Below are 21,473 nucleotides of genomic sequence, written 5' to 3' on the forward strand. Positions count from 1 at the left end.
CCGGGCGGGCTTTGACTGTTGGTTAGCTGTCAGTCATCCGTCGAACCTCAAGACTCACCCTCGGACGCGGTAGCGCGGGGGTCGCAGGAGGCACCGTGCTCACCGCGTTCGCCCGGGCGTTCAGGACGCCCGACCTGCGCAAGAAGCTGCTCTTCACGCTCGCCATCATCGTGGTCTACCGGGTCGGCACCCACATCCCGATCCCCGGCGTGGACTACAAGAACGTCCAGACGTGTATGGACGTGGCCGACTCGAACCGTGGGCTCTTCAGCCTGATCAACATGTTCAGTGGCGGCGCGCTGCTGCAGATCACGATCTTCGCGCTCGGCATCATGCCGTACATCACGGCGAGCATCATTCTCCAGCTCCTCACCGTGGTGATCCCGCGACTCGAAGCCCTCAAGAAGGAGGGCTCGGCCGGCACGGCGAAGATCACGCAGTACACCCGCTACCTGACGGTCGCGCTCGCCATCCTTCAGGGCACGGGCCTCGTGGCCACCGCTCGCAGTGGCGCCCTGTTCTCGGGCTGCCCGGTGGCCAACCAGATCGTGCCGGACCAGTCGATCTTCACCACGATCACGATGGTCGTCACGATGACCGCCGGTACCTGCGTCGTCATGTGGCTCGGTGAGCTCATCACCGACCGCGGCATCGGCAACGGCATGTCGATCCTGATGTTCATCTCGATCGCCGCGACCTTCCCGAGCGCGCTGTGGACCGTCAAGATCCAGGGCAAGCTGGCCGGTGGCTGGATCGAGTTCGGCACCGTCATCGCGGTGGGTCTGTGCATGGTCGGTCTGGTGGTCTTCGTCGAGCAGGCGCAGCGCCGGATTCCGGTTCAGTACGCGAAGCGCATGATCGGCCGCCGTTCCTACGGTGGCACCTCGACCTACATTCCGTTGAAGGTCAACCAGGCAGGTGTGATTCCTGTCATCTTCGCGTCGTCGCTGCTCTACATTCCGAGCCTGATCGCCCAGTTCTCCAAGGGGAACTCGGAGTGGAAAACCTGGGTCACGAACAACCTGACCAAGGGTGACCACCCGATTTACATCACCATGTACTTCCTTCTGATCGTGTTCTTCGCGTTCTTCTACGTGGCGATCTCGTTCAACCCCGAGGAAGTCGCCGACAACATGAAGAAGTATGGTGGCTTCATCCCGGGCATCCGGGCTGGCCGGCCGACCGCTGAGTACCTCAGCTACGTACTCAACCGGATCACCTGGCCGGGTTCGCTGTATCTGGGGCTGATCGCTCTCGTGCCGACAGTGGCGTTGGTTGGTTTCGGGGCAAACCAGAACTTCCCGTTCGGTGGCACGAGCATCCTCATCATCGTGGGTGTCGGCCTCGAGACGGTGAAGCAGATCGAGAGTCAGCTTCAGCAGCGCAATTACGAAGGGTTCCTCCGCTGATGCGAATCGTCCTCGTCGGGCCGCCCGGTGCCGGGAAGGGAACGCAGGCCGCGTTCCTCGCCAAGAATCTGGCGATCCCGCACATCTCAACGGGCGACCTGTTCCGCGCCAACATCTCTCAGCAGACGGAGCTCGGCAAGCTGGCGAAGTCCTACATGGACAAGGGCGAACTGGTACCGGACGAGGTCACCATCGCCATGGCCAAGGACCGTATGGAGCAGCCCGACGCGGAGAACGGCTTCCTGCTCGACGGCTTCCCGCGCAACGTCTCGCAGGCCGAGGCGCTGGACGGGATGCTGAGCAGCGAGAGCATGAAGCTGGACGCGGTGCTGGACCTGGAGGTCCCCGAGGACGAGGTGGTCCGCCGTATCGCGGGCCGTCGCATCTGCCGCAACGACTCCTCGCACGTCTTCCACGTGTCGTACAAGGCGCCGAAGCAGGAAGGCGTCTGTGACGTCTGCGGCGGCGAGCTGTACCAGCGTGACGACGACTCCGAGGAGACCGTCCGTACGCGGCTGGAGGTCTACCACACGCAGACCGAGCCGATCATCGACTACTACCGTGCCCAGAGCCTGGTCGTCACGATCCCGGCGCTCGGCAAGGTGGAAGACGTCACGGCGCGCTCGATGGAGGCGCTGGCCCGCGAGGACGCCTAAGTCCGTGCGCGGTCCGCTCCGGGGCGCTCAGGCGCCGCGGTGGGCGTGAAGAGTTACGTCGCATCGGCCGCGGCACCCTCACCGGGTGCCGCGGCCGACGTGCGAGGCGGGCAGGGCGAAGGTCCCGCGCGCCCGGGGTCCCGGGACCCCGGGCGGGGTGGGTCGAGTCCCCCGTATCGTTGGAGTAGTCCGTTCTCCGGTCCAGAAAGGCCGCAGCCACCATGGTGCAGATCAAGACCCCCGAGCAGATCGCCAAGATGCGTGAGGCGGGGCTGGTCGTCGCGGCGATCCATGCGGCCACGCGTGAGGCCGCGGTGCCCGGCGCGACCACCCGGGATCTGGACGAGGTCGCGCGCAAGGTGCTGGACGAGCACGGCGCCAAGTCGAACTTCCTCGGGTACGGCGGTTTCCCGGCGACGATCTGCACCTCGGCCAACGAGGTCGTCGTCCACGGCATCCCGGACGACAAGACCGTCCTGAAGGACGGCGACATCATCTCCATCGACGCCGGCGCGATCGTCGACGGCTGGCACGGCGACGCCGCGTTCACCGCGTTCGTCGGTTCGGGTCACGCCCCGGAACTCATCGAGCTCTCCCGGGTGACCGAGGAGTCGATGTGGGCGGGCATCGCGGCGATGAAGGTGGGCAACCGCCTGGTCGACATCTCCCGGGCGATCGAGACCTACATCCGCCGCCAGCCCAAGCCGGGCGGCGGCAAGTACGGCATCGTCGAGGACTACGGCGGCCACGGCATCGGCACCGAGATGCACATGGACCCGCACCTGCTGAACTACGTCGAGCGCAAGCGCGGCAAGGGGCCGAAGCTGGTGCCCGGCCTGTGCCTGGCGATCGAGCCGATGGTGTCGCTCGGCACACCGCGGACCGAGGTGCTCGAGGACGACTGGACCGTGATCACCACGGACGGGACCTGGTCCTCGCACTGGGAGCACTCCGTGGCGCTGACGGAGGACGGACCGCTCGTCCTCACGGCTCCCGACTGCGGCCGGGCGAAGCTCGCCGAGTACGGGATCACGGCGGCGCCCGATCCCCTCGCGGGCTGAGGCCCCCGCCCGCGGGGAGCGCGCCGCCCGCTCTCCTCGCCCCGGCCGTGCACTCGGTCAGCCCCGCCCCTCGCGCATACCGTGCCGACGGGTGGGGCATCGTCATGAGTGGCGGGGAGGACCGAGGCCAATTCGTCTTTCCGGGAGCCCTGACGTAGACTGACTCGTCGGCTCTCGTGCACCCGCATGTCTGCATGCGCTCGCACGAAGTCGATCAAGGTAGTCGATTCGAAGGGCAAAGCGTGGCCAAGAAGCAAGGTGCCATCGAGATCGAGGGCACTGTCGTTGAGTCTCTTCCGAACGCGATGTTCAAGGTGGAGCTCCAGAACGGCCACCAGGTCCTGGCGCACATCAGCGGCAAGATGCGCATGCACTACATCCGCATCCTCCCTGACGACCGGGTCGTGGTGGAGTTGTCTCCGTACGACCTGACGCGCGGCCGGATCGTCTACCGCTACAAGTAGATCTTGCCTTGCTCCGTGTCCCGGTTCCGGGGCGCGGGGGGTGGCACTGACCCGGAGAACCTCACCTAATGAAGGTCAAGCCGAGCGTCAAGAAGATCTGCGACAAGTGCAGGGTGATCCGCCGTCACGGTCGGGTCATGGTCATCTGCGAAAACCCGCGCCACAAGCAGCGCCAGGGCTGACGCACGACCGCACCTTCTGCACCCGCAGATACTTCGCGCGACGCAGCAGTACATGTTCATACGCAGGATCCAGGGCTGAGTCTCATCAGGCCTGACACCCCCGGTCGGAGGCCGGGGACCCGGTTCGTACCGACTCCTCGATCCCTGGATCAGAGGACGACGGCGGGCGGGATCCGGTTCTGCGGAAGACCTCCGAACGACAACTGGAGCCATTGAATGGCACGCGTTTCCGGTGTTGACATCCCGCGCGAAAAGCGCGTGGAGGTCGCCCTCACCTACGTGTTCGGCATCGGCCGGACCCTTTCCCAGCTGACGCTGGCCGAGACTGGCGTGAACCCCAACACGCGCGTTCGTGACCTCTCCGAGGAGGAGCTGGTCAAGATCCGCGAGTACGTGGACGCCAACATCAAGACCGAGGGTGACCTCCGTCGCGAGATCCAGGGCGACATTCGCCGCAAGATCGAGATCGGCTGCTACCAGGGCATCCGCCACCGTCGTGGCCTGCCCGTGCACGGTCAGCGCACCAGCACGAACGCTCGTACCCGCAAGGGCCCGCGTCGCGCGATCGCCGGTAAGAAGAAGCCGGGCAAGAAGTAGTCCTCAGCGGACAACGCTTCATCAGCGGTCTTCGCTGTAGGACCGACCACCTCCCCGTAGGAGAAATAGATGCCCCCCAAGGGTCGTCAGGGCGCCGCCAAGAAGGTGCGCCGCAAGGAAAAGAAGAACGTCGCTCACGGGCACGCTCACATCAAGAGCACGTTCAACAACACGATCGTCTCGATCACGGACCCCGCGGGCAACGTGATCTCCTGGGCCTCCGCCGGCCACGTCGGCTTCAAGGGCTCGCGCAAGTCCACCCCCTTCGCCGCGCAGATGGCCGCCGAGTCGGCTGCCCGTCGCGCGCAGGAGCACGGCATGCGCAAGGTTGACGTCTTCGTGAAGGGCCCGGGCTCCGGTCGCGAGACCGCGATCCGCTCCCTCCAGGCCACTGGCCTCGAGGTCGGCTCGATCCAGGACGTCACCCCCACCCCGCACAACGGCTGCCGTCCGCCGAAGCGCCGCCGCGTCTGACGCACGGCCGCTCGGTCGTCGTTCTCGACGGCCCTGTGCTGGTTCGAGGTTTCCGGGCGGTACGGCTCCGTAAAAGGGCCGTATCGCCCGTACCCTTGCTGTACCCGCCTCTTCGGAGGCGCGGTTTTGTCGGGCGTCAAATAGCGGGCGTCCACGAATGAAGGATCTGATCACCACATGCTGATCGCTCAGCGCCCCTCGTTGACCGAAGAGGTCGTCGACGAATTCCGCTCCCGGTTCGTGATCGAGCCGCTGGAGCCGGGCTTCGGCTACACCCTCGGCAACTCCCTGCGCCGCACCCTCCTCTCGTCGATCCCCGGCGCTGCTGTCACCAGCATCCGCATCGACGGTGTCCTGCACGAGTTCACCACCGTGCCGGGCGTCAAGGAGGACGTCACCGACCTGATCCTCAACATCAAGCAGCTCGTCGTCTCCTCGGAGCACGACGAGCCGGTCGTGATGTACCTGCGCAAGCAGGGCCCGGGTCTGGTCACCGCCGCCGACATCGCGCCCCCGGCCGGTGTCGAGGTCCACAACCCCGACCTCGTCCTCGCCACGCTCAACGGCAAGGGCAAGCTGGAGATGGAGCTGACCGTCGAGCGCGGTCGCGGCTACGTCTCCGCCGTTCAGAACAAGCAGGTCGGTCAGGAGATCGGGCGCATCCCGGTCGACTCGATCTACTCGCCGGTGCTGAAGGTCACGTACAAGGTCGAGGCGACCCGTGTCGAGCAGCGCACCGACTTCGACAAGCTGATCGTCGACGTCGAGACCAAGCAGGCCATGCGTCCCCGTGACGCCATGGCGTCGGCCGGTAAGACCCTGGTCGAGCTGTTCGGTCTGGCCCGCGAGCTCAACATCGACGCCGAGGGCATCGACATGGGCCCGTCCCCCACGGACGCCGCCCTCGCCGCTGATCTCGCCCTGCCGATCGAGGAGCTCGAGCTCACCGTTCGGTCGTACAACTGCCTCAAGCGTGAGGGCATCCACTCCGTGGGTGAGCTCGTCGCCCGCTCCGAGGCCGACCTCCTGGACATCCGCAACTTCGGTGCGAAGTCCATCGACGAGGTCAAGGCGAAGCTGGCCGGCATGGGCCTGGCCCTCAAGGACAGCCCGCCCGGATTCGACCCGACCGCCGCCGCCGACGCCTTCGGCGCCGACGACGACGCGGACGCGGGTTTCGTGGAGACCGAGCAGTACTGATCCGGTACTGGACGGTTTCCGTCCTCCGGGGTCCTTCGGGACCCCGGATCTTCGACGGGCGATCGCCCGCTCGGACACTGACCCCGGTACCTGATACGGCCGGGGCAGACACCTAGGAGAAACATCATGCCGAAGCCCGCCAAGGGTGCCCGTCTGGGCGGCAGCGCCGCGCACGAGAAGCTGCTCCTCGCGAACCTCGCGAAGGCGCTCTTCGAGCACGGCCGCATCACCACCACCGAGGCCAAGGCCCGTCGCCTGCGTCCCTACGCGGAGCGTCTGGTCACCAAGGCGAAGAAGGGTGACCTTCACAACCGCCGCCAGGTGCTCTCGGTGATCACGGACAAGAGCATCGTGCACACGCTCTTCACCGAGATCGGCCCGCGCTACGAGAACCGCCCGGGTGGTTACACCCGTATCACCAAGATCGGTAACCGCCGTGGCGACAACGCGCCCATGGCTGTCATCGAGCTGGTGGAGGCCCTGACCGTGGCCCAGCAGGCCACCGGTGAGGCCGAGGCCGCGACCAAGCGTGCCGTCAAGGAGACCGAGGCCCCGGCCAAGGTCGAGGACACCAAGGTCGAGGACGCCGTCGAGGCTCCCGCCGAGGAGTCGAAGGACGCCTGAGGCACTGCCTTGCTGTGAGCGGGTCCGTCCCTTTCGGGGCGGGCCCGCTTTCGCGTTCCCGGGGAGGAACCCGGGCTTGAGAGGATCTAGGTGTGAGTGACGAAGCGGAGCCCGGGTTCGTGCGGGTGCGGTTGGATCTGTCGTACGACGGGACCGAGTTCTCCGGGTGGGCCAAGCAGGCCGGGGGACGCAGGACCGTGCAGGGCGAGATCGAGGACGCGCTGCGGACGGTGACGCGGACGAGGGACACCACCTACGAGCTGACCGTGGCCGGGCGGACGGACGCCGGGGTGCACGCGCGCGGCCAGGTGGCCCATGTCGACCTGCCCGACGAACTGTGGGCCGAGCACCGGGAGAAGCTGCTGAAGCGGCTCGCCGGGCGGCTGTCCAAGGACGTGCGGGTGTGGTCGCTCACCGAGGCGCCTCCCGGTTTCAACGCGCGGTTCTCGGCGATCTGGCGGCGCTACGCCTATCGCGTGACCGACGAACCCGGCGGCGTCGACCCGCTGCTGCGCAGTCATGTCCTGTGGCACGACTGGCCGTTGGACGTGGACGCCATGAACGAGGCGGCCGAACGGCTGCTGGGGGAGCACGACTTCGCCGCGTACTGCAAGAAGCGCGAGGGCGCGACGACCATCCGCACCCTTCAGCAACTGAGCCTGGTACGGGGCGAGGACGGTGTCATCACCGCCACCGTGCGGGCCGACGCCTTCTGCCACAACATGGTGCGGTCGCTGATCGGGGCCCTGCTGTTCGTGGGGGACGGGCACCGCGGACCCGACTGGCCGGGCAAGGTGCTGGCCGCCGGCGTACGGGACTCGGCCGTTCACGTCGTACGGCCGCACGGGCTGACCCTTGAGGAAGTCGGTTACCCCGCAGACGAGTTGCTGGCCGCGCGGAGCAAAGAGGCCCGCAACAAGCGGACGTTGCCGGGTGCGGCGGGGTGCGAGTCCTGCTGACGCCCGTTCACCGGTGCGGTCCGCGCGGGGCGGCCGCCCGAACGCGCGTCAACCGCGCTGCGGGGAAGTCGGGGGGCGGCGGCCGGTGTTCGTCGGCCGCCGCGCCCGGAACCGCTACTGGGCGGCCGCGGCCGACGCCTGGGCCTGGCCCCGTCGGCTGATCTGACGGAACGCGAAATCGGCGAGGTCGTCGCCGGTCGTGAACACCGCGGTGTCCTTCGTCGTCACGTCATCGCCGTCGGTGAAGCCGGAGAGGGTGAAGTAGGCGTAACGGCCGTAGGCGTTGGTGGTCGAACGGCAGACGGCCGCGTCGCAGAACGCCTTGATGCCGTTGCCGGGCAGCGAGGCGATGATGCTCTTGCTGTCCGCGTCGGCCTTGGCCTTGCTCGCCTGGGCCTCGGTGTCGAAGACCGCGACGCCGACCGTCACCGCCACCCCGTCCTTGACGTAGCTGACCCGCATGAAGCGGGTGCAGCCGTCCTTGGTCAGGACCGGCGGCAGAGTGCCCTTCGCGACCGAGGCGCAGTTCTTCGTGTCGGCCGTCGGACCCTTGCGGTACACGCGATCGCCCACGGTGAGCTGTGTACCGGGGAAGAGGATGTCCGGGCTCAGCGGCGCGGTGTCCTTCTTCGCGCTGGATATGAACTCCTTCGGATCCAGCGGCGGCGGAGCCGAGGTCGGCTCGAAGGACGGCTGCGGTGTTGTGGCGCCGGGAATGTCCGCGCTGGCGGGCAGTTTGGACGGCTGGTTGGCGGCCTCGTTGTCGCCGCCGGCGTTGGCGACGGCCATGGCCACGGCAGCGCCGACCGCGACGGTGGCCAGCGCCCCGCCCACGATGAACAGCACTTTGCGGCGCTTGTTGCGCGTTTCGGAAGCCTCCGCCATGGCGGCCCAGTCGGGATTCCCGCCGGAACGCTGGTTGTTCCACTGGGGCGCCTGCTGAGAACCCGGCTTCCAGGGGTCCCACGGGGGCTGCCCCTGCCCACCTTGCCCATAACTCATGCGCCGCATCTTAGACGGGCGTTGGGGGGTGCCGGTCAGCTCCACCGGGCACTTGAGCCCCTAGCGTGATCTGAATGCGCAAGGGCAAAAGTGACATCTCCGGGTGGTTGGTGCGTAGGGCCTCCTGGCACGCGTGGGTGGCCTCGGGCGCGGTGCTGTGCGCGCATGCCGTGGCCGTCGCGCTCCACACCTCGGACGGCGGGATGGACAACGCGATCGTCGTCCGGGCGGCGCGGACCTGGCTGGACGGCGGTTCGCCGTACACCGACCGGCACTTCCTCTATCTCCCGAGCGCGGTGCTCGCGGCGGTGCCGCAGACGCTGCTCCCGGCGGCGGCGCTGCGTCCGCTGGTCCCGCTGACGGTGACCGCCCTGCTGGTGACGGGCTGGGCGTGCGCGCTGCGGGTCCACGGCGTCCCCTGGCGCAGCCGCCTCGGGGTGCTCGGACCGGCGGGGCTCGCGGTGGGTTTCGCGCCCTTCGGGCACCTGGTCGCGCTCGGCAACTGGACCGTGATCGCCGCGGCGGCGCTGCCGCTCGCCCTGCTGCTGGCGGCGCGGGAGCGGTGGGGGTGGGCCGGAGTGGTCATCGGCGCGGCCCTCGCCCTCAAGCCGCTCCTCGCGCCCGTGGCGCTCCTGTTCCTCTTCGCGCGCCGCTGGAGGGGGCTGGCCGCGGTGGTCCTGGTGCCCGCCCTGGCGTCCGGCGGGGCGGCGCTGCTGATGCCCGATCCTGCGGCGTTCGTCACACGGACCCTGCCGTTCCTGCTGAGCGGCCACGACGACTTCGTCCGCCTCTACGAGGCCTCTCCGGTGGCCGTGCTTCCGCGTCTCGGGGTGCCCGCGCCGGTGGCGGCCGCGCTCGCCTGCGCGGCGGCGGGCGCCGGTGTCCTGAGCGCCTACCGCCGCTGGTCGCGCGGTGTTCCCGGGCCGCTGCGGCTCACCGAGACCGCGGTGCTGCTGATGCTCTCGGCGTTCCTGGTGTCCCGGCCGTCCTACGACCACTATCTGCTCGTCGTGGTGCCGCTGCTGCTCGCGGGGCTGCCGTACCCCGGCGCGGCGGCCCGTGGGCCCTGGTTCTGGCTCGCGCTGGTGCCGCAGATGCCCGGCGCGGACTGGCCCTGGCTGGAAGCGGTGACCCGGCGTTCGTTCCGGGACTGCTTTACCCTGTGTGTGATGACCGCATCGGTGGCGCTCCGGCGCCGTCGGCACCTGCCGCTCGCCGGCCCGGACCACTTCGTCGCCCAGCGACGGGTTCGACGGGCCACGAGGGTGTGAGCACTCGCGTTTTGACCCTTCCGGGCCACCGCGGGTAAGCTTGCGGTTCGTTATGTGTATTGGCTTGCTCATTCTCACGTGAGGGGCCCTTACACCGGTCCACCGGGGCCGATGACCAGCGACCAGCACGCGGTATGCGTCACCGCAGTGCGGTCAGGGCTGTCGTGATCGTCCGTGGTGGCCATGTCAGGACCCACTCACTGAAGAAGCGAAGGCTACGACCGTGCGTACGTACAGCCCCAAGCCCGGCGACATCACTCGCCAGTGGTACGTCATCGACGCCCAGGATGTCGTCCTGGGCCGTCTGGCGACCACTGCCGCGAACATTCTGCGGGGCAAGCACAAGCCGATCTACGCCCCCCACGTCGACGCTGGTGACTTCGTCATCATCATCAACGCGGACAAGGTGCACCTCTCCGGCAACAAGAAGACCCAGAAGCTGGCGTACCGCCACTCCGGTTACCCGGGTGGTCTGCGCTCCGTCCGTTACGACGAGCTGCTGGCGAAGAACCCCGAGAAGGCCGTCGAGAAGGCCATCCGGGGCATGGTCCCCAAGAACACCCTCGGCCGTCAGGTGCTCTCGAAGCTGAAGGTCTACGCGGGCGAGAACCACCCGCACGCTGCCCAGCAGCCGGTCCCGTTCGAGATCACCCAGGTCGCGCAGTAGTTCCGGCCACCCCCTAAGACGAAAAAGAATCTGAGGAGAATCGTGGCCGAGACCACCGTTGAGCAGCCGGTCGAAGAGACTGAGACCGAGCTTGTCGACATCGAGAGCTACACCAGCGAGTCCGAGGTCCCCGTAGAGGGCGAGTACACCTCGGAGTCGCTCGCGGGCCGCTTCGGCGACCCGCAGCCGGCCGCCGGACTGGGCCGTCGCAAGAACGCCATCGCCCGCGTCCGGATCGTTCCGGGCACCGGCAAGTGGAAGATCAACGGTCGCACCCTTGAGGACTACTTCCCCAACAAGGTGCACCAGCAGGAAGTCAACGAGCCCTTCAAGGTGCTCGAGCTCGACAACCGCTACGACGTCATCGCCCGCATCGCGGGTGGCGGTGTCTCCGGTCAGGCCGGTGCCCTGCGCCTCGGCGTGGCCCGTGCGCTGAACGAGGCCGACGTGGACAACAACCGCGGCGCCCTCAAGAAGGCCGGCTTCCTCAAGCGCGACGACCGTGCGGTCGAGCGCAAGAAGGCCGGTCTCAAGAAGGCCCGCAAGGCCCCGCAGTACAGCAAGCGTTAATCTTCGCTGCTTGCTTCTGCGCGTCAGTACGCGTAGCTCCGAACGCCCCGGCGGCACATCTCCGTGCTGCCGGGGCGTTCGTTTATCACAGTGGTTGGGCGTATAACGGCACAAGGTGCTCAAAGGCTCATGTGATCGGATGACTCCGTATCCTGCGGGGGACTTCCGTACTCTGCAGCTTTCTCAGGAGGACAAGTGGGACGACTCTTCGGCACGGACGGCGTGCGTGGTGTCGCCAACGCGGATCTGACGGCCGAGCTCGCGCTCGGGCTGTCCGTTGCGGCGGCGCACGTACTGGCCGAGGCGGGCACGTTCGAAGGCCACCGGCCCGTGGCGGTGGTCGGACGGGATCCGCGCGCGTCCGGGGAGTTCCTGGAGGCCGCCGTGGTCGCCGGCCTCGCCAGCGCCGGTGTGGACGTCCTGCGCGTCGGTGTGCTGCCCACCCCCGCGGTGGCGTATCTCACCGGGGTGCTGGGCGCCGACCTCGGCGTGATGCTCTCCGCCAGCCACAACGCCATGCCCGACAACGGCATCAAGTTCTTCGCCCGCGGCGGACACAAGCTCGCCGACGAGCTGGAGAACCGGATCGAGGGCGTCTACGAGGAGCACCGCACCGGCGCTCCCTGGAACCGCCCGACCGGCGCCGGCGTCGGCCGGGTGAACTCCTACGACCAGGGCTTCGACCAGTACGTCGCCCACCTCATCGGTGTTCTCCCGAACCGCCTCGACGGTCTGAGGGTCGTCCTCGACGAGGCGCACGGCGCGGCCGCCCGGGTTTCCCCCGAGGCCTTCGCGCGGGCCGGTGCCGAGATCGTCACGATCGGCGCGACGCCCGACGGGCTCAACATCAACGACGGCTGCGGCTCCACCCACCTGGACCTCCTGAAGGCCGCCGTCGTCGAGCACGGCGCCGACCTCGGCATCGCGCACGACGGCGACGCCGACCGCTGCCTCGCCGTGGACCACACGGGCGAGGAGATCGACGGCGACCAGATCCTGGCCGTTCTCGCGCTGGCGATGCGGGAGCGTTCCGCACTGCGCTCCGACACCGTTGTCGCGACGGTCATGTCCAACCTGGGCTTCAAGCTCGCCATGGAGCGGGAGGGCGTCTCCCTGGTCCAGACGGGGGTCGGCGACCGGTACGTCCTGGAGGAGATGAAGCAGCACGGCTACGCGCTCGGCGGCGAGCAGTCCGGGCACGTCATCGTCCTCGACCACGCCACCACCGGCGACGGCACGCTCACCGGTCTGTTCCTCGCCGCCCGGGTCACCCAGACCGGCCGGACGCTCAAGGACCTCGCCTCGGTCATGGAGCGGCTGCCGCAGGTCCTCATCAACGTGCCGGACGTCGACCGGACCCGGGTGAACACCTCCGCCGAGCTCGCCGCCGCGGTGGCCGACGCCGAGCGGGAACTCGGCGCCACCGGACGGGTGCTGCTGCGCCCCTCCGGCACCGAGCCGCTCGTCCGCGTCATGGTCGAGGCCGCCGACATCGACCACGCCCGCTCGGTGGCCGCCCGCCTCGCCGACGCCGTGAAGTCGGCGCTCGGCTAGCACCCCCGTACGAAGCCGTGAGGCCCGGCACCCCTCGGGGGTGCCGGGCCTCACGAACGTCCGGGGACGGGCGGCCCGCCACGTCCGGGGGGACGGCGGCCCGCCGAGCCGTCCGTCCGCCCGCCAGGGGTGACTCCCGCTACGCGGGCTGCCGCTTGCGCTGCGCCGCCCAGAACCACTTCTGGGCCATGAGCGTGAGCGTGCCGGCGACCACGATGCCGAGCAGGTTGAACAGCAACTGCTTGGTGGAGCCCCACGTCTGGCCCATGTCGCCGTAGCTCAGGGCCACCGCGGCGTTCGCGGCGGCCGGGACCGTCGTCACGGAGATCGCGACACCGACCAGGGCCCCGGACTTCGCCGAGGTCAGCGACAGCATGCCGGCGGCGCCCGCGAGCACCGCGACGACGAAGGAGAACCAGTCCGGGGCGTAGACGAACCCGGTGTTGGGGCGCGCGCCCTCCAGCTTCGCCTCGCTGAACAGTCCCACCCCGTCCATGAACAGGCTGAAGAGGACCGTCACCGCCATCGCGATCGCGAAGCCGGCCAGCAGCGCCGTCAGCGAACGCAGGGCGAGGCGTCCGCCGCGTTGCACGATCGCCGTGCACAGCCCGGCCAGCGGGCCGAACTCCGGCCCCACGGCCATGGCGCCCACGATCAGCACCGCGTTGTCGAGCACCACACCGCACGCCGCGATCATCGTGGCGATCGTGATGAACGCGACGTAGGTGACCGACAGCGTCGACTCCTCGTGCGTCGCCTCCTCCAGGTGCTCCCACAGCACCGCGTCGACGCCCTCGCCCGGGGCCTCGTCCTCCGCCTCGTCGGCGCGCCGCGACAGCGACAGGTCGATGTCCTCGACCGCGATCGAGCCCGTACGGTCGATGCCCAGGTCGCGCAGGCCGCCGATGAGTTGGTCACCCGCCTCCCGGGCGACGTCGCACATGACGACGTCGCCCGCCGGATTGCGGGCGGCGCCGGGAAGGACGACGAGGTGCGTGGTGCCGACGGTCTCGTCGATCAGGCGTACGACGTCGTCGGTCCGGTCGGCGGGAGTGATCAGGCGCAGGTGCAGCATGGCCGCAGACTAGTCGCCGCCGACGGAGGGCCCGCAGGGCCTACAGCTTGCGCAGGCTCAGGCGCTGGACCTTGTGGTCCGGGCCCTTGCGGACGACGAGGGTCGCCCGGCCGCGGGTGGGGGCCACGTTCTCCAGCAGGTTCGGCTTGTTGATGGTGCGCCAGGTCGTCCGGGCGTAGTCGAGGGCCTCCTCCTCGGAGACCTGGGTGTACCTGCGGAAGTACGAGTCGGGCTTCTGGAAGGCCGTCGCGCGCAGCTTGCGGAAGCGGTTCAGGTACCAGCGCTCGATGTCCTCGGGGCGGGCGTCGACGTACACGCTGAAGTCGAAGTAGTCCGCGAGGCCGACCCGTGTGCGGCCGTCCTTGCCGGGCAGCGCCGGCTGCAACACGTTCAGGCCCTCGACGATGAGGATGTCGGGGCGGCGGACGGTGAGCCGCTCACCGGGGACGATGTCGTAGATCAGGTGCGAGTAGACGGGAGCCGTCACCTCGTCCTTGCCCGCCTTGATGTCCGCGACGAACCGGGTCAGGGCCCGACGGTCGTACGACTCGGGGAAACCCTTGCGCGACATCAGCCCGCGCGCTTCGAGGTCCTTGGTCGGGAGCAGGAAGCCGTCCGTGGTGACCAGCTCGACGCGGGGGTGCTCGGGCCAGCGGGAGAGCAGCGCCTGGAGCAGTCGCGCCACGGTGGACTTGCCGACGGCCACGGAACCGGCGACGCCTATGACGAACGGGGTGCCGGACTGCGAGCCCTTCTCGCCGAGGAAGGTGTTGAGCGCGCCTCTGAGCCCGTCCGTGGCACCGACATACAGATTCAGCAGCCGGGACAACGGCAGGTAGATGTCCCGCACCTCGTCGAGGTCGATGACATCGCCCAGACCGCGCAGCTTCTCGACCTCCTCGGCGTTCAGCGGGAGCGGCGTCTTTTCGCGCAGCGCACTCCACTCGGCACGGGTGAGGTCGACGTAGGGAGTCGCCTCCGGCTTGGACCGGTGGGCGCTCCGCGGCAACGAGGAGACCGGAGAGATCACAGTCCATTGTTACGGGAGTATGGACAGGATGGAGGGTGGGGTCCGTCACGCCCGGTGACAGCCAGGGGGCCGAAGGGCCCGCGGACGGCCCCCGAAAGGCGGCCGGAATTTCCGATATCGGGCACGGTGAGCCTGATTTCGGCGGGCGGGGGATCGTACGCTGCCGCCATGTGCGGAATCGTGGGTTATGTGGGGTCGCAGCCGGCGCTCGACGTGGTGATGGCCGGACTGAAGAGGCTCGAGTACCGGGGATACGACTCGGCGGGAGTCGCCGTCCTCGCGGACGGGGGACTCGCCGTCGCGAAGAAGGCCGGGAAGCTGGTCAACCTGGAGAAGGAGCTGGGCGGCAGACCGCTGCCGTCCGGAACGACGGGAATCGGGCACACCCGCTGGGCCACCCACGGCGGCCCCACGGACGCCAACGCCCATCCGCACCTCGACAACGCGGGCCGCGTCGCCGTCGTCCACAACGGCATCATCGAGAACTTCGCCGTGCTCCGCGACGAACTGGCCGAGCGGGGGCACGACCTGGCCTCCGAGACGGACACCGAGGTGGTCGCCCATCTGCTCGCCGAGGAGTACTCCTCCTGCGCGGACCTGGCGGAGGCGATGCGGCTGGTGTGCCGGCGTCTGGAGGGCGCGTTCACGCTCGTCGCGGTGGACGCCGACGAGCCGGACGTGGTCGTCGGGGCACGCCGGAACTCGCCGCTGGTCGTCGGTGTCGGCGAGGGCGAGGCCTTTCTCGCCTCGGACGTCGCCGCGTTCATCGCCCACACCCGGTCGGCGATCGAGCTGGGTCAGGACCAGGTGGTCGAACTGCGCCGCGACGGCGTGATCGTCACCGGGTTCGACGGCAGCCCCGCGGACGTCCGCTCGTACCACGTCGACTGGGACGCGTCGGCGGCGGAGAAGGGCGGCTACGACTACTTCATGCTCAAGGAGATCGCCGAGCAGCCCAAGGCGGTCGCCGACACCCTGCTGGGGCGGATCGACGCGGCCGGTTCGCTGAGGCTCGACGAGGTGCGCATCCCGGTGCGGGCGCTGCGCGAGGCCGACAAGGTCGTCATCGTCGCCTGCGGGACCGCCTTCCACGCCGGGCTGATCGCCAAGTACGCCATCGAGCACTGGACGCGCATCCCGTGCGAGGTGGAGCTGGCCAGCGAGTTCCGCTACCGCGACCCGATCCTGGACCGGCAGACGCTCGTCATCGCCATCTCGCAGTCCGGCGAGACCATGGACACGCTGATGGCGCTGCGGCACGCCCGCGAGCAGGGCGCCAGGGTCCTGGCGATCTGCAACACCAACGGCTCGACGATCCCGCGCGAGTCCGACGCGGTGCTGTACACCCACGCGGGACCCGAGGTCGCCGTCGCCTCCACCAAGGCGTTCCTGACCCAGCTCGTGGCCTGCTATCTGGTGGCGCTGTACCTGGGCCAGGTGCGCGGCACCAAGTGGGGCGACGAGATCCAGGCCGTCATCCGCGAGCTGTCGCGCATCTCCCGCGAGGTCGAGCGGGTGCTGGAGACCATGGAGCCCGTACGGGAGCTCGCGCGCTCCCTCGCCGACAAGAACACCGTGCTGTTCCTCGGCCGGCACGTGGGCTATCCGGTCGCGCTGGAGGGCGCCCTGAAGCTCAAGGAACTGGCGTACATGCACGCCGAGGGCTTCGCGGCGGGCGAGCTCAAGCACGGGCCGATCGCGCTGATCGAGGAGGACATGCCGGTCGTGGTCGTGGCCCCCTCGCCGCGCGGCCGCTCGGTCCTGCACGACAAGATCGTCTCCAACATCCAGGAGATCCGGGCCAGGGGCGCCCGCACGATCGTCATCGCGGAGGAGGGCGACGAGGCGGTCGTCCCGTACGCCGACCACCTCATCCGCATCCCGGCCACCCCCACCCTGCTCCAGCCGCTGGTGTCGACGGTCCCGCTCCAGGTGTTCGCCTGCGAACTGGCGACGGCCCGGGGCAACGAGGTGGACCAGCCGCGCAACCTGGCGAAGTCCGTGACGGTGGAGTGAGCGCGGCCGCCGTGCGATCCCTCTAGGGTGCGGACATGAGCATCATCGGGGTCGGTATCGACGTGGCCGAGATCGACCGGTTCCGGGCGTCGCTGGAGCGGACGCCCGGGTTGGCCGAACGCCTCTTCCTGGAGAGCGAGTTGCTGCTTCCCAGCGGTGAACGGCGGGGCATCGCCTCGCTCGCGGCCCGCTTCGCCGCGAAGGAGGCGCTCGCCAAGGCGCTGGGCGCGCCGGCGGGGCTGTACTGGACGGACGCCGAGGTCTACGTGGAGGACAGCGGCCGGCCGCGGCTGCGGGTGAAGGGCACGGTGGCGGCCCGCGCGGCCGAACTGGGCGTGTGCTCCTGGCACGTGTCGCTCAGTCACGACGCCGGGGTGGCCTCGGCGGTGGTGGTGGCGGAAGGCTAGTCGGGAGCCGCCTCCTGGACGGGCCCCGCGGGTCCGAACGACCCGGTGTCCCGGCGGCCCGCCCGGTGCGGGGAACGCGCACGGCGCGTGCCGGTGCGCGAGACTCGGCCGTATGCGTACTGCGTACAGCGTGGAGACCGTGAGGACCGCCGAGCGGGAGCTGATGGCACGGCTCCCCGAAGGGGCGTTGATGCAGCGGGCGGCCGCCGGGCTCGCCGCCGCCTGCGCGGACCTGCTGGGCCGGGTGTACGGCCGCCGGGTGGTGCTGCTCGTGGGCAGCGGGGACAACGGCGGCGACGCCCTGTACGCCGGGGCGCGGCTCGCCCGGCGCGGGGCCGGTGTCACCGCGGTGCTCCTCGCCCCCGAGAGGACCCACCCGGGGGGACTGGCGGCGCTGTCGCGCGCCGGGGGCGCCTCGGCCGCGCCCGCCGACGCCGAACCGCTCCTGCGGCGGGCCGACCTCGTCGTCGACGGCATCGTCGGGATCGGCGGCAAGGGCGGCCTGCGGCCGGACGCGGCGCGCCTCGCCGAACTCGCGCACGCCTCACGGGCCGCCGTCGTCGCCGTCGACCTCCCGAGCGGGGTCGAGGCGGACACCGGGGAGGTGCTGGGCGCCGCCGTCCGCGCCGACCTCACCGTCACCTTCGGCACCCACAAGCCTGGGCTGCTGATCGAACCGGCGCGCGGGTACGCCGGTTCCGTACGCCTCGTCGACATCGGGCTCGACCTGCCGGAGCCGGCCGACGTGGAGGCGCTCCAGCACGCCGATGTCGCGGCCCGGCTGCCCTTTCCCGGCGCGGAGAGCGACAAGTACCGGCGCGGTGTCGTCGGGATCGCCGCCGGGTCCGCCCGCTACCCCGGGGCCGCGGTGCTCGCCGTGGCCGGGGCTCTGCGCGGCGGGGCCGGGGCGGTGCGGTACGTCGGGCCCGCCGCGGACGCGGTGATCGCCCGCTTCCCCGAGACGCTGGTGTCCGGCACGGGGCCGGCGAAGGCGGGGCGGGTGCAGGCCTGGGTGACGGGTCCCGGGGCCGGGGACGACGCCTCGGCGGTCGCGGAGGTGCTGGACGCGGACGTGCCGGTGCTGGTGGACGCGGACGGGCTGCGGCTCGCCGACCGGGGGGCCGTACGGGCCCGCACCGCGCCGACGCTGATGACCCCGCACGCCGGGGAGGCCGCCGCGCTCCTCGGGGTCGCCCGGGAGGCGGTGGAGGAGGCCCGGCTGGCCTCCGTACGGGAACTGGCGGGGCTGTACGGGGCGACGGTTCTCCTCAAGGGGGCGACGACACTGGTCGCCGATCCCACGGGCGGCGCGGTGCGGGTGAACGCCACCGGGACGGCTTGGCTGGCCACCGCCGGGAGCGGGGACGTGCTGTCGGGGCTCGCGGGGTCGCTGCTGGCGGCGGGGCTCTCCGCGCTCGACGCGGGCAGCGTCGCCGCGTACCTGCACGGACTCGCCGGCCGCTTCGCGGCGGACGGCGCGCCCGCCGGTGCCCATGACGTGGCCGCCGCCCTCCCGGAAGCCTGGCGCGACACCCTCGACTGACCCCCACGGTCCCGGCACGCCCTTCTCGGCCTCCGTCTGCCGGGGGCGTTGCACAGATCGGGGGACCTTGTGCGTGTGGCGTCTCCGGGGGGCGGCGGGTGTTGCGTATGTCTGTTCGCGTGATGAGCAGACGAAGTGCCTGCCGGGGGATCGCGGTGCTGCTGGCGGTGGTGACGGCCGTGCCCGTGGGGGCGGTGACGGCCGCCTCCGCTCCGCTGTCGCCCGCCTCCGGACGGGCCGCCGAGCCGTGGCCCGGCGCGGCGAGAGGTCCCGCGGCGAGAGGTCCACGCCCCTCCTGGCCGGACCGGCCCCCGGGCGACCTGATGCCACCGGCTCCCTCGGCCCCCGTGGGCCCGACCGCCGCGGGACGCGGCCTGCGGGACACGCCCGGGGGCCGCGAGGGGCGGGTCTCGTCCGCGCCGCAGGGTCCCAGGCCGGGTGGGTCGGCGCCGTCGGGACCCGCGTCGGTCGGGTTCGCGCCTTTCGCGTCCGGCCGCCCTGGCTCCGGCCCCGTCGGGTCCGGACCGCGTGGGTCCGCCCCGTTCGTGTCCGGGCCGGGCGGGTCCGGGCCGCGTGGGTCCGGGTCCGGCGCGTTCGAGTCCCGTGAGTCCGCGCCGGGTGCGGGTGGCTCGGGCGGGTGGCGGGCCGGTGGGTGTGGTGGGGAGCGGGGGGAGTATCAGCGGGAAGTCGAGCGGGGGTTGAAGCTGCGGGTGGACGGGGTGCAGTCGGTGAGGGACTGCCGGGCCATCCGTGCCTTTCAGCGGAAGCACGGTGTCGAGCCCGCCACCGGGACCGCCGGACCGGCCACCTGGGCCCGCATGCGGGCGCTGTCGGCCCCCGAAGCCCCGCGACGGCGTGCTCCGCGCGGCTGCCCGGCCCGCTCCTACCGGGTCGCCTGCGTCGACCTCACCCACAAGCGCACCTGGGTGCAGCAGCGGGGCCGGATCCTGTTCGGCCCGGTGCCGATGCGCAGCGGCAGTGTCCGGCACCCCACCCGCACCGGCTGGTTCAAGATCTACTGGCGGCACCGGAACCACTGGTCGACCCTCTACAACAGCCCCATGCCGTACGCCCAGTTCTTCAGCGGCGGGCAGGCCTTCCACGCCGTGCGCGGCAGCATCCGTACGGTCGCCGGCTCGATGGGCTGCGTGAACCTGCGGCTCGCCGACGCCCGCCGGCTCTGGAAGGTGCTCAGGAAGGGCGACCACGTCTACGTGTGGGGCCGACGGCCCGGCCACTAGAGAACCAGGAGACGGGCACCGGGGACAGGGGTGTCCGCCCGGGGCCGCCTCGGGTCCGGCGGCCTCCGTCGTCCCTCTCCCCGGACGCCCGGGGAGAGGACCGGAACCCTCCCGGGGACCGGTGCCGGGAAGCCGCCGTACGCCTCTGAGAGACTGGGGCGCGATGACAGAGACAGCACACCCGCGGACGGCGCCCCTGCGCGCCCGCGCGGAGATCGATCTGGCCGCACTGCGAGCCAACGTACGGGCCCTGCGTGCCCACGCGCCGACCGCTGCCGTGATGGCCGTGGTCAAGTCCGACGCGTACGGCCACGGCGCGGTCCCGTGCGCCCGCGCCGCGCGCGAGGCGGGTGCCACCTGGCTCGGCACGGCCACGCCGGAGGAGGCGCTCGCCCTGCGGGCCGCCGGCCTGCCGGGCCGCGTCATGTGCTGGCTCTGGACCCCGGGCGGCCCCTGGGCCGAGGCCGTCGAGGCCGACATCGACGTGTCGGTCAGCGGGATGTGGGCGCTGCGGGAGGCCGTGGCGGCCGCCGAGGCCGTCAGGGCGCGAGCCCGTGTGCAGCTCAAGGCCGACACCGGCCTCGGCCGCGCCGGCTGCCAGCCCGCCGACTGGGCCGAGCTCGTCGCCGAGGCCCTGGCCGCCGAGGCACGCGGGCTGATCACCGTGACCGGACTCTGGTCCCACTTCGCCTGCGCCGACGAACCGGGCCACCCCTCCATCCAGGCCCAGCTCACCCTCTTCCGCGAGATGGTGTCGTACGCCGAGGAACAGGGCGTACGCCCCGAGGTGCGGCACATCGCCAACTCGCCGGCAACCCTCACCCTCCCCGAGAGCCACTTCGATCTCGTACGGACCGGGATCGCGGTCTACGGGATCTCGCCGAGCCCCGAGCTCGGCACCTCCGCCGACTTCGGGCTGCGCCCGGTGATGACGCTGAGCGCGTCGCTCGCGCTGGTCAAGCACGTACCGGCCGGCCATGGCGTGAGCTACGGCCACCACTACGTCACCCCGGGCGAGACCACCCTCGGCCTCGTCCCCGTCGGGTACGCGGACGGCGTCCCGCGGCACGCCTCGGGCACCGGCCCCGTCCTGGTCGGCGGCAAGTGGCGTACGGTCGCGGGCCGGGTCGCGATGGACCAGTTCGTCGTCGACCTCGGCGGCGACGAGCCGCAGCCCGGCGCCCGAGCCGTCCTGTTCGGCCCCGGCGACGAGGGGGAGCCCACCGCCGAGGACTGGGCGCGCGCGGCGGGCACGATCGCGTACGAGATCGTCACCCGCATCGGAACCCGTGTTCCGCGCGTCTACGTGAAGGTGAAAGAGCAACAGGACGGGTAGCACCCTGTAGTCGAACAGGCGCGCGGGCCCGGCGAGCGGAGAACGGCGGGCGGTTCACGGCGGGCGGGAGCCGGGCCGACGCGCGCACAGCCCAGAGATCCGACAGCCGACAGCGGACGGCCGAGAGCCGGAGCG

General features: G+C 70.5%; 22 protein-coding genes. 19 read left to right on the forward strand and 3 right to left on the reverse strand.

Features of this window, described 5'->3' with window-relative positions; all coding sequences use genetic code 11:
* Nucleotides 1-95: 95 nt before the first annotated feature.
* The 10 genes from secY (at nucleotide 96) to truA (ending at nucleotide 7,626) form a co-directional block, all read left to right on the forward strand.
* Nucleotides 96-1,409: a preprotein translocase subunit SecY gene (gene secY, locus ACIQ7M_RS14230; protein WP_355760885.1), complete on the forward strand. Its 1,314-nt coding sequence runs from the start codon at nucleotides 96-98 to the stop codon at nucleotides 1,407-1,409.
* The gene (locus ACIQ7M_RS14235) at nucleotides 1,409-2,065 is read left to right on the forward strand and encodes an adenylate kinase (RefSeq protein WP_403643581.1); all 657 of its coding nucleotides are present in this window, start codon (nucleotides 1,409-1,411) and stop codon (nucleotides 2,063-2,065) included. Before secY ends, ACIQ7M_RS14235 begins: the two co-directional genes overlap by 1 nt.
* Nucleotides 2,066-2,286: 221 nt before the next feature.
* Nucleotides 2,287-3,126 (forward strand): type I methionyl aminopeptidase, encoded by an 840-nt coding sequence (gene map / locus ACIQ7M_RS14240; protein ID WP_382792985.1) that lies wholly within the window; start codon nucleotides 2,287-2,289, stop codon nucleotides 3,124-3,126.
* 242 nt (nucleotides 3,127-3,368) lie between these two features.
* Complete coding sequence (infA, locus tag ACIQ7M_RS14245; RefSeq protein ID WP_003948620.1) at nucleotides 3,369-3,590, forward strand: translation initiation factor IF-1; 222 nt, start codon at nucleotides 3,369-3,371, stop codon at nucleotides 3,588-3,590.
* Nucleotides 3,591-3,658: 68 nt separating this feature from the next.
* On the forward strand, nucleotides 3,659-3,772 hold the full coding sequence (rpmJ, locus tag ACIQ7M_RS14250) for a 50S ribosomal protein L36 (protein WP_003998809.1): 114 nt from the start codon (nucleotides 3,659-3,661) through the stop codon (nucleotides 3,770-3,772).
* A gap of 216 nt (nucleotides 3,773-3,988) precedes the next feature.
* On the forward strand, nucleotides 3,989-4,369 hold the full coding sequence (gene rpsM, locus ACIQ7M_RS14255) for a 30S ribosomal protein S13 (protein ID WP_081218901.1): 381 nt from the start codon (nucleotides 3,989-3,991) through the stop codon (nucleotides 4,367-4,369).
* A gap of 69 nt (nucleotides 4,370-4,438) precedes the next feature.
* Nucleotides 4,439-4,843 carry a 30S ribosomal protein S11 gene (gene rpsK, locus ACIQ7M_RS14260; protein WP_006376016.1) on the forward strand — a complete coding sequence of 135 codons (405 nt, stop codon included), beginning with the start codon at nucleotides 4,439-4,441 and terminating at the stop codon, nucleotides 4,841-4,843.
* A 177-nt stretch (nucleotides 4,844-5,020) separates the two neighbouring features.
* On the forward strand, nucleotides 5,021-6,043 hold the full coding sequence (locus ACIQ7M_RS14265; RefSeq protein ID WP_003966937.1) for a DNA-directed RNA polymerase subunit alpha: 1,023 nt from the start codon (nucleotides 5,021-5,023) through the stop codon (nucleotides 6,041-6,043).
* 126 nt (nucleotides 6,044-6,169) lie between these two features.
* A complete protein-coding gene (gene rplQ / locus ACIQ7M_RS14270; protein WP_355773283.1) occupies nucleotides 6,170-6,667 on the forward strand; it encodes a 50S ribosomal protein L17 in 498 nt (165 codons plus the stop codon).
* Nucleotides 6,668-6,759: 92 nt separating this feature from the next.
* A complete protein-coding gene (gene truA / locus ACIQ7M_RS14275; RefSeq protein WP_355773281.1) occupies nucleotides 6,760-7,626 on the forward strand; it encodes a tRNA pseudouridine(38-40) synthase TruA in 867 nt (288 codons plus the stop codon).
* Nucleotides 7,627-7,740: 114 nt separating this feature from the next.
* Here the strand turns inward: truA and ACIQ7M_RS14280 are convergent, their stop codons facing one another.
* Nucleotides 7,741-8,628, reverse strand: a complete 888-nt coding sequence (locus tag ACIQ7M_RS14280) for a hypothetical protein (protein WP_403643586.1) — start codon at nucleotides 8,626-8,628, stop codon at nucleotides 7,741-7,743.
* 74 nt (nucleotides 8,629-8,702) lie between these two features.
* On the opposite strand from ACIQ7M_RS14280, the gene ACIQ7M_RS14285 reads away from it, so the two are divergent.
* The 4 genes from ACIQ7M_RS14285 to glmM all read left to right on the forward strand — a co-directional run bounded on the left by ACIQ7M_RS14285 (nucleotide 8,703) and on the right by glmM (nucleotide 12,690).
* Nucleotides 8,703-9,899, forward strand: coding sequence for a glycosyltransferase family 87 protein (locus ACIQ7M_RS14285; protein ID WP_403643589.1), 1,197 nt, complete (start codon nucleotides 8,703-8,705; stop codon nucleotides 9,897-9,899).
* Nucleotides 9,900-10,122: 223 nt separating this feature from the next.
* Nucleotides 10,123-10,566, forward strand: coding sequence for a 50S ribosomal protein L13 (gene rplM, locus ACIQ7M_RS14290; RefSeq protein ID WP_037626954.1), 444 nt, complete (start codon nucleotides 10,123-10,125; stop codon nucleotides 10,564-10,566).
* A gap of 42 nt (nucleotides 10,567-10,608) precedes the next feature.
* Nucleotides 10,609-11,136, forward strand: coding sequence for a 30S ribosomal protein S9 (gene rpsI, locus ACIQ7M_RS14295; protein ID WP_355773271.1), 528 nt, complete (start codon nucleotides 10,609-10,611; stop codon nucleotides 11,134-11,136).
* Between the two features lie 195 nt (nucleotides 11,137-11,331).
* Entirely contained in the window at nucleotides 11,332-12,690 is a 1,359-nt protein-coding gene (glmM, locus tag ACIQ7M_RS14300; protein ID WP_403643594.1) for a phosphoglucosamine mutase, read from the forward strand.
* Between the two features lie 139 nt (nucleotides 12,691-12,829).
* Here glmM and ACIQ7M_RS14305 read toward each other — a convergent pair whose 3' ends face one another.
* Nucleotides 12,830-13,765: a DUF389 domain-containing protein gene (locus ACIQ7M_RS14305; RefSeq protein WP_403643597.1), complete on the reverse strand. Its 936-nt coding sequence runs from the start codon at nucleotides 13,763-13,765 to the stop codon at nucleotides 12,830-12,832.
* A gap of 40 nt (nucleotides 13,766-13,805) precedes the next feature.
* A complete protein-coding gene (coaA, locus tag ACIQ7M_RS14310; RefSeq protein WP_339130952.1) occupies nucleotides 13,806-14,795 on the reverse strand; it encodes a type I pantothenate kinase in 990 nt (329 codons plus the stop codon).
* A 168-nt stretch (nucleotides 14,796-14,963) separates the two neighbouring features.
* Here coaA and glmS point away from each other — a divergent pair, with 168 nt between their 5' ends.
* The 5 genes from glmS to alr all read left to right on the forward strand — a co-directional run bounded on the left by glmS (nucleotide 14,964) and on the right by alr (nucleotide 21,338).
* Nucleotides 14,964-16,811, forward strand: coding sequence for a glutamine--fructose-6-phosphate transaminase (isomerizing) (gene glmS / locus ACIQ7M_RS14315; protein WP_355774542.1), 1,848 nt, complete (start codon nucleotides 14,964-14,966; stop codon nucleotides 16,809-16,811).
* Between the two features lie 35 nt (nucleotides 16,812-16,846).
* On the forward strand, nucleotides 16,847-17,218 hold the full coding sequence (locus ACIQ7M_RS14320; protein ID WP_355774539.1) for a holo-ACP synthase: 372 nt from the start codon (nucleotides 16,847-16,849) through the stop codon (nucleotides 17,216-17,218).
* A gap of 112 nt (nucleotides 17,219-17,330) precedes the next feature.
* Nucleotides 17,331-18,761, forward strand: a complete 1,431-nt coding sequence (locus ACIQ7M_RS14325) for an NAD(P)H-hydrate dehydratase (protein WP_355774536.1) — start codon at nucleotides 17,331-17,333, stop codon at nucleotides 18,759-18,761.
* A 719-nt stretch (nucleotides 18,762-19,480) separates the two neighbouring features.
* Nucleotides 19,481-20,002 carry a L,D-transpeptidase family protein gene (locus tag ACIQ7M_RS14330; protein WP_403643602.1) on the forward strand — a complete coding sequence of 174 codons (522 nt, stop codon included), beginning with the start codon at nucleotides 19,481-19,483 and terminating at the stop codon, nucleotides 20,000-20,002.
* Nucleotides 20,003-20,165: 163 nt separating this feature from the next.
* Nucleotides 20,166-21,338 carry an alanine racemase gene (gene alr / locus ACIQ7M_RS14335; protein WP_403643605.1) on the forward strand — a complete coding sequence of 391 codons (1,173 nt, stop codon included), beginning with the start codon at nucleotides 20,166-20,168 and terminating at the stop codon, nucleotides 21,336-21,338.
* The last annotated feature ends 135 nt before the right edge of the window (nucleotides 21,339-21,473 follow it).

The sequence above is a fragment of the Streptomyces sp. NPDC096324 genome, assembly GCF_044763015.1.
In the GTDB taxonomy this organism is placed as follows: domain Bacteria; phylum Actinomycetota; class Actinomycetes; order Streptomycetales; family Streptomycetaceae; genus Streptomyces.

What these genes read in the sequence shown, in the direction of transcription:
- ACIQ7M_RS14235 (WP_403643581.1), top strand. Translation starts at nt 1,409, where the DNA reads ATGCGAATCGTCCTCGTCGGGCCGCCCGGTGCCGGGAAGGGAACGCAG.
- map (WP_382792985.1), top strand. Translation starts at nt 2,287, where the DNA reads ATGGTGCAGATCAAGACCCCCGAGCAGATCGCCAAGATGCGTGAGGCG.
- rpmJ (WP_003998809.1), top strand. Translation starts at nt 3,659, where the DNA reads ATGAAGGTCAAGCCGAGCGTCAAGAAGATCTGCGACAAGTGCAGGGTG.
- rpsM (WP_081218901.1), top strand. Translation starts at nt 3,989, where the DNA reads ATGGCACGCGTTTCCGGTGTTGACATCCCGCGCGAAAAGCGCGTGGAG.
- rpsK (WP_006376016.1), top strand. Translation starts at nt 4,439, where the DNA reads ATGCCCCCCAAGGGTCGTCAGGGCGCCGCCAAGAAGGTGCGCCGCAAG.
- ACIQ7M_RS14265 (WP_003966937.1), top strand. Translation starts at nt 5,021, where the DNA reads ATGCTGATCGCTCAGCGCCCCTCGTTGACCGAAGAGGTCGTCGACGAA.
- rplQ (WP_355773283.1), top strand. Translation starts at nt 6,170, where the DNA reads ATGCCGAAGCCCGCCAAGGGTGCCCGTCTGGGCGGCAGCGCCGCGCAC.
- ACIQ7M_RS14280 (WP_403643586.1), bottom strand. Translation starts at nt 8,628, where the DNA reads ATGAGTTATGGGCAAGGTGGGCAGGGGCAGCCCCCGTGGGACCCCTGG.
- ACIQ7M_RS14285 (WP_403643589.1), top strand. Translation starts at nt 8,703, where the DNA reads ATGCGCAAGGGCAAAAGTGACATCTCCGGGTGGTTGGTGCGTAGGGCC.
- ACIQ7M_RS14305 (WP_403643597.1), bottom strand. Translation starts at nt 13,765, where the DNA reads ATGCTGCACCTGCGCCTGATCACTCCCGCCGACCGGACCGACGACGTC.
- glmS (WP_355774542.1), top strand. Translation starts at nt 14,964, where the DNA reads ATGTGCGGAATCGTGGGTTATGTGGGGTCGCAGCCGGCGCTCGACGTG.
- ACIQ7M_RS14320 (WP_355774539.1), top strand. Translation starts at nt 16,847, where the DNA reads ATGAGCATCATCGGGGTCGGTATCGACGTGGCCGAGATCGACCGGTTC.
- ACIQ7M_RS14325 (WP_355774536.1), top strand. Translation starts at nt 17,331, where the DNA reads ATGCGTACTGCGTACAGCGTGGAGACCGTGAGGACCGCCGAGCGGGAG.
- alr (WP_403643605.1), top strand. Translation starts at nt 20,166, where the DNA reads ATGACAGAGACAGCACACCCGCGGACGGCGCCCCTGCGCGCCCGCGCG.